Genomic DNA, 6,649 nt, shown 5'->3' with positions numbered 1-6,649 from the left:
TCACCGACACCCCCCACCTCACCCAGGCCGCCTCAAGACGCTTCGTCGCCTACCAACTCCAGGCCCTCCGCGCCGCCCCCGCCCCCCCCCCCCCCCCCCCCCCCCCCCCCCCCCCCCCCCCCCCCCCCCCCCCCCCCCCCCCCCCCCACGACCATGTGCGCGGCCTCGCCGGCCGACGCCCTCCCCCGCCGCCCGGCCCGGTCGGCAGCGTCAGGAAAGTAGATTTGTCTTGACTAATAATCTTGTCGGTGAGACAGTAGAGGTACGGCACGACGACGAGAAAGGCAGGGATCAGCCATGAGGAAGATTGTCGCGGGGCTGTTCATCTCGCTGGACGGTGTGGTCGAGGAGCCCGGTGAGTGGCACTTCCCGTACTTCAGCGATGACATGGGCGAAGTGGTCGACAGCCAGATGGCGGCCTCGGACACGATGCTGCTGGGTCGCCGCACCTATCAGGACTTCGCCGACTACTGGCCGAACCAGACCAGCGACGAGGAACCCGCCGACTACATGAACGGCGTGCAGAAGGTCGTGGTCTCCAACACGCTGGAGAAGGCCGAGTGGGAGCCCACCACGATCATCAGCGGTGACGACGTCAACGCCCAGCTCAACGCGCTGAAGGCCCAGCCCGGCAAGGACATCTCCATCACCGGCAGCCCCACCCTGGTCCGCACGCTGCTCCGCGACGGCGTCCTGGACGAGCTGCGCCTGCTGGTGCACCCGATCGTCGTCGGCAAGGGTGAGCGCCTCTTCGACGGATCGGCCGAATCGACCGGCCTCAAGCTGCTGAGCTCCCGCACGATCGCCAACGACGTCCTCTACCTGGTGTACGCCCCGGCCCCCATCCCCGAGAACGAGGACGAGTAGCGCCGGGGGCAGAGCCGGACAAGGCAGCGAGAGACCCGTCACCACGCCGGTGACGGGTCTCTTCTCGTCTGAGGGGGAAGGCGCCGTCGCCCCGGCCCGTCGAAGACGCGCACCCTCCGACCTGCCGCCGGGCCTGCGCACCGACGGGCGATCGGTCACGTTAGACCGGGTTTGAAGCGGCTTTGGAGAGGCCCGGCGGAGGCTTCGGCCCATGAGAAATCGCTTCTTGTCCCGCATCCTGCGGCCGGTGCTGGCGGTGACCGTCATCGCGCTGGGCGCGGTGACGCTCTCCTCGACGCCGGCGGCGGCGGTATCCCGTTCGGCCATCGTGTCCGTGGCCCAGGGCCAGCTCGGCAACGCGGCGCGCAACCACGAGTCGCCCATGGGCAGCGGCTGCAACTACTACACCGGATATTTCCGCACGTGGAAGCCCTCCGCGGGCTGCCCGTCCGCCGACGGCGTCCAGTGGCGGGACAGCGACTGGTGCGCCGACTTCGCCAAGTACGTCTGGCGCCACGCCGGCGTCCCGCACGCCGACGTGCCCGAGGGCAGTGGCGGCGTTCTCACCGGCTGGGCCGCCTCGTTCAAGGACTACGGCGTCAAGTACGGCACGTGGCGCACCCGCGGCAGCGGTTACACGCCCCAGCCGGGCGACGCGGTCGTCTTCGACTGGGACCAGAGCGGTGACATCGACCACGTCGGCATCGTGACCTCGTCGAACTCGAGCACGGTCTACACGATCGAGGGCAACAGCGGCGACCGCACCAAGGCGAACTCCTACTCCCGCTCCAACGCCGACATCGCCGGCTACAGCGCTCCGGTGGGAGCGGCCGAACTCCAGGGGACGGCGTCGGTGTACGGGGTGATGCCCGACGGGCGGCTGACCTACACCGCGATCGACGGGGCCAGCGGGCGGCGCACCCACGGCGCGGTCGTGTCCACCGCCACCCTCGGCTTCACCCCCAAAGCCATGGCCACCCTCAACTTCAACACCCTGCTGATCACCGAGGACGGACCCGAAGGCAAGCTCTACCGCGTCGACGTCATCACCAACAACACCAGCCTGAGCTTCAACCCGCCCATCCACCTGGGCAACGGCTACACCCACGACCTCCTGGCCTTCGACGGCACCCGCCTGTTCGGCATCGCCGACGGCAACCTGCGCCACTACACCATCAACGCCGCCAAACCCGCCATCACCAACATCTCCACCGGAACCACCGTCGGAACCGGCGGCTTCACCCTCAAAACCCTCACCACCACCGGAGCCAACTGGATCCTGGGCACCACCCAAGCCGGCCAGCTCATCTCCTACCACATCAACGGCGCCACCTACACCCGCCACCAACTCCGCGACACCACCTGGCAGGTCTTCACCAACCTCCTGTCCCCCGGAGCCGGCGTCTACTACGGCCACAACTCCACAACCGCCCTCAACCGCTACCTCGACCACAACCCCCACGACGGCAACGCCGACGACCTCACCGGCCAAACCGCCGTCGACACCACCGGCTGGACCCAAACCCTCCTGTCCGCCCAGCCCAACACCGTCCGCTGACGTCACCACGCATCCCGGCGCCGACGGCACCGGCTGCAGCACGCCACGAAGGACCCCGGCCGCCGGCCGGGGTCCTTCGCGCTGCGCACCGTCCCCGACCGGGCCGGTTGAATTCCGCTGATCGTTTTTGTTTCGAAACCCTGTCTCGGACTCTGGTACACGGAATGCTGTCGCCGTAGGGTTTGGGAGGGGTCGACCGAGCCTTTTGGGGAGAACCAATGGAGTTACGGCTCCTGGGTCCGGTTGAGGTGTGGAACGGTGGGCGGCAGGTTCCCCTCGGGGGAGCCAAACCACGAGCCTTGCTGGCCGCCCTGCTTCTCGACGCCGGCCGGGTGGTCACCGTCGAGCGGCTGATGGAGGCCATCTGGCGGGACGCCCCGCCGACGACCGCGCGCGGCGTGCTGCAGACCTACGTCGCCTCGCTGCGCGGAGCCTTCGACGCCGCCGGCCTGCCGGGCATCATCGTCTCGCACCGGGTGGGCTACACCGCGCAGGTCCCTCCCGACAGCCTCGACAAGGACGTCTTCGAGCGGCTCGTGGAGCAGGGCCGACGGGCGGCTCGCGAGGGCGGCCACCGCAAGGCGGGGGACGTCTTCCGCGCCGCGCTGGCGCAGTGGCGGGGCCCCGCCCTGGGCGGCATCGGCGACACCTACCTGCGCGCCGAGGCCGCGCGGTTGGAGGAGCTGCGGCTGACGGTGCTCGAAGAGCGGATCGCGGCCGATCTGACGGCGGGCGGGGACGAGGGCCTGGTCGACGAGCTCACCGAGCTCGTCGCGACCCAGCCGGCCCGTGAACGACTGCGCCGGGACCTCATGGTGGCGCTCTACCAGGCCGGCAGGCAGGCGGACGCGCTCGCGGTCTACCAGCAGGGCAGGCGGATGCTGGTCGAGGAGCTGGGCATCGAGCCGGGCCCCGAGCTGCGGCAGGCGCACGAGTCGATCCTGCGCTCCGACCCCGCGCTGCTGGGCGCGGCCAAGGCCGTACCGCCCCGGCAGCTTCCTCCGTCACCGCCCGACTTCACCGCGCGCGAGCGGGAGATCGCCGAGTTATGCGACCGGCTCGTCAAGCCGGACACCACGCCGGTGTTCGTCGTCTTCGGGCCCGGCGGCGTCGGCAAGTCGGCACTGGCGCTGCGCGCCGCGCACGAGATGGCCGAGTTCTACCGCGACGGCCAGCTGCACGTCGAGCTGCGCGGCACCACCGACACGCCCGCCACCCCGCAGGAGGTCCTCGGCCGGCTGCTGCGCGAGCTGGAACCCGGCGCCGCGCCGCCCGCCACCCTGGAGGAGTGCGCCGCCCGGTACCGCACGCTGCTGGCCTACCGGCGCAAGCTCGTCGTGCTGGACGACGCCGTGACCGAGCGGCAGATCCGGCCGCTGTTACCGGGCGCCTCCGGCTGCGGGGTGATAGTCACCTCCCGCAACCGGCTGGCCGGCCTGGCCGGTGCCGTGGTGCTCGAACTCGGGCTGCTCCCCGACCAGGACGCTCTGCGGCTCCTGGGCCAGGTCGCCGGCCAGGAGCGGATCGCCGCCGACGCCGACGCGGCGCGGCGCATCGTACGGCAGTGCGGCGGCCTGCCGCTCGCGTTGCGCATCGCCGGGTCGAGGCTGGCCTCGCGCCGCCAGTGGTCGGTGGCGCGGCTGGCCGACCGGCTCGCCGACGAGCAGCGCAGGCTGGACGAGTTGGCCGTCGGCGACCAGGAGGTCCGGGCCGGCATCGCCCTCAGCTACGACCTGCTGCCGCCCGAGGCGAAGGTCGCGCTGCGCCGCCTGGGCCTGCTCGGCCTGCCGTCCTTCCCGGTGTGGGTCGCCGCGGCCGCCATGGACACGAGCCTCGACGAGGCCGAACGGGTGCTGGAGCACCTGGAGGACACCTCCCTGGCGAGCGCGGTGGACACCGCCCCCGCGGGCCAGGCCCGCTACCGGCTGCACGACCTGATCCGGCTGTTCGCCCGCGAACGCGCCCACGCGGAGGAGCCTGAGGCCGAGCGCACGGCGGTGGTGCGCCGGGTGCTCGGCGGGTGGCTGTGGCTGGTCGAACGGCTCAGCGAGGCCATGCCGACCGGCGGGATCCCGATGCGCCGCGCCTCGGTGAGCCTGGCGCGGCCGGTGGACCCGGAGGTGCTCCGAACGGTGCTCGCCGACGCGCACGGCTGGCTGCGCGTCGAGGAGGAGACGCTCATCGTCGCGGTGGAGCTGGCGGCGGTGATGGACCTCGACGACATCGCCGTCGAGCTGGCCGCCGCGTTGTCGTCCGTGGCGTTCGAGGGCAGTCAGTACGTCTTCGACAACCCCTTCGCGGCCTGGCACCGCACGCACGAGGCCGCCCTCGCCGTCGCCCGGCGCATGGACAACGCCCTGGGCGAGGCGACCCTGCTCGCCGGCCTCGGCCGCCTGTACTACGAGCGCGACCAGTATGCCGAGTCCCGCGACTGCCTCAGCCAGGCGCTGTCGCTGTTCCGCTCGGCGCAGGACGCCAGGGGCGAGGCCGCCACGCTCGCCGCCCTCGGCGCCGCCTGCCGCGAACAGGGCTACCTGCCCGAGGCGTTGCACTTCCTCGACAGGGCGAGCCGCCGGTGGACCGAACTCGACGACACGGCGGCCCTCGCCCACGTCAAGCGCCTGGCGGGCAGCGTGCACCTGGAGCGCGGGGACTACCCGGCGGCCTGGGGCGAGCTCACCGTCGCGCTGACCCTGTTCAGGGAGGCGGGGAGCCGCCGCGGCGAAGGGCTGACGCTGCGCAGCATCGCCCTGTACCACCGCGCCCGGGGCGAGTTGGAGCGGTCGGAGGAGCTCTGCGAGCGCGCACTGGCCATCTTCCGTGAGCTGGAGGACCGGCTGATGATGGCGTACTGCACGCGTTCCCTGGCCAAGGCCTGGGTGCGGCTCGGCCGGTTCGACGCGGCGCGCGAGGCTCTGGAGGAGGCGCTCGCCATGACCCGCACCCTCAACGACCGCTGGGGCGAGGCGTCCACCCTGCGCACGCTCGGCGAGCTCGACCTGGCCGAGGGCCGCCTCTACCAGGCGAGGACCCGCCTCACGGAGGCGCTGACGATGTGGGAGACGCTACGCGTCGCCCTGGCCCGCGCCCGCACCCTGCGCGACCTGGCCCAGGTGTACGAGGCCCTCGGCGACGACGTCGCCGCCAAGACGGCCCGCGCCGAAGCGCTGGAGACCTTCCGCCTGCACGAGGCACGCGAGTACCGCGAGCTCGGCGGCTGACCCGCACGGAGCACCCCGGACGGCCCCCTCCGCGCGTGACCCGCACGACGTTCCCCGCCGCTTCCGATCCGCGTGACGCTCCCCGCCGCTTCCCGATCCGCCACCCCCATGAGGAGCGATTACAGCGTTCTTGAAGCGCCCCGCCACATCATGGCGTCGGCGTCTCATGTGGAGCGTCCCGGAACCGTCAAGGAGGCTTCCATGCCGGAGATCGTGCTCCTGTCTGACCCGCGAATAGCCGAGGTACCGGTGAAGGAGTGCGGCGAACCCCTGGTGGACCTGCGCACCCTGCGGGCACTCCGCGTCGACCAGCGCCTGGCGGACCCCGAGGGAGCGTTCGCGCACGTACGCCTGAGCGTGGCGGACCGCCTGATCGCCGCCCAGACCCGCCTGCCGCGCGACCTGCGCCTGCTGGTGGTGGAGGGCTTCCGCCCGGCGGCCCTGCAGCGCCGCTACTTCGCCGAATCCGTCGCCGGGCACCGCGGAGCCCACCCCGGGTGGACCGACGAGCGTGCCCACCTGGAGGCGAGCCGGTACATCTCCCCGCCGGAGGTCGCCCCGCACGTCAGCGGGGGCGCGGTCGACCTGACCCTGTGCACCGCCTCCGGGGAGGAGCTCCCCATGGGCACCCAGGTGAACGCCACCCCGCCCGAGAGCACGGACGCCTGCTACACCGCCTCCCCCGACATCACCCCCGAGGCCCGGCGGAACCGCGACACCCTGTCGACGGCCATGACGGCCGCCGGCTTCGTCAACTACCCCACGGAGTGGTGGCACTGGTCGTACGGCGACCGCTACTGGGCTTTCATCACCAGCGCCCGCTTCGCCCGCTACGACATGAACTCCACCGTGTGAGTGTGGCGGGGGGGGGGGGGGGGGGGGGGGGCCCCCCCCCGGGGGGGGGGGGGGGGGGGGGGGGGGGGGGCCGCCGGCGCGGGCTGGGTGTCGGCGTCCTCGGAGGTCCAGGCGATACGGGTGAGCTGGGCGGTGATGACGCCGAGGA

General features: G+C 72.2%; 3 protein-coding genes and 1 pseudogene. All 4 read left to right on the top strand.

The window, feature by feature from the left end; genetic code table 11:
- Positions 1 to 297: 297 nt before the first annotated feature.
- Positions 298 to 867: a dihydrofolate reductase family protein gene (locus PYR91_RS36140; protein WP_279787497.1), complete on the top strand. Its 570-nt coding sequence runs from the start codon at positions 298 to 300 to the stop codon at positions 865 to 867.
- Positions 868 to 1,078: 211 nt separating this feature from the next.
- Positions 1,079 to 1,627, top strand: a pseudogene (locus PYR91_RS36455) (CHAP domain-containing protein); the annotation flags it as partial.
- Positions 1,628 to 2,643: 1,016 nt separating this feature from the next.
- Positions 2,644 to 5,646: a BTAD domain-containing putative transcriptional regulator gene (locus tag PYR91_RS36130; protein WP_279787493.1), complete on the top strand. Its 3,003-nt coding sequence runs from the start codon at positions 2,644 to 2,646 to the stop codon at positions 5,644 to 5,646.
- A gap of 201 nt (positions 5,647 to 5,847) precedes the next feature.
- Positions 5,848 to 6,501 carry a M15 family metallopeptidase gene (locus PYR91_RS36125; protein ID WP_279787491.1) on the top strand — a complete coding sequence of 218 codons (654 nt, stop codon included), beginning with the start codon at positions 5,848 to 5,850 and terminating at the stop codon, positions 6,499 to 6,501.
- The last annotated feature ends 148 nt before the right edge of the window (positions 6,502 to 6,649 follow it).

This window comes from Sphaerisporangium sp. TRM90804 (genome assembly GCF_029846175.1).
Classification (GTDB): Bacteria; Actinomycetota; Actinomycetes; order Streptosporangiales; family Streptosporangiaceae; genus Sphaerisporangium.
Note: the sequence above shows the minus strand (reverse complement) of the source record. Positions and strands in the feature narration are given on the sequence as shown.

Coding starts and splice junctions, on each gene's coding strand:
- PYR91_RS36125 (WP_279787491.1), top strand. CDS start 5,848: ATGCCGGAGATCGTGCTCCTGTCTGACCCGCGAATAGCCGAGGTACCG.
- PYR91_RS36140 (WP_279787497.1), top strand. CDS start 298: ATGAGGAAGATTGTCGCGGGGCTGTTCATCTCGCTGGACGGTGTGGTC.
- PYR91_RS36130 (WP_279787493.1), top strand. CDS start 2,644: ATGGAGTTACGGCTCCTGGGTCCGGTTGAGGTGTGGAACGGTGGGCGG.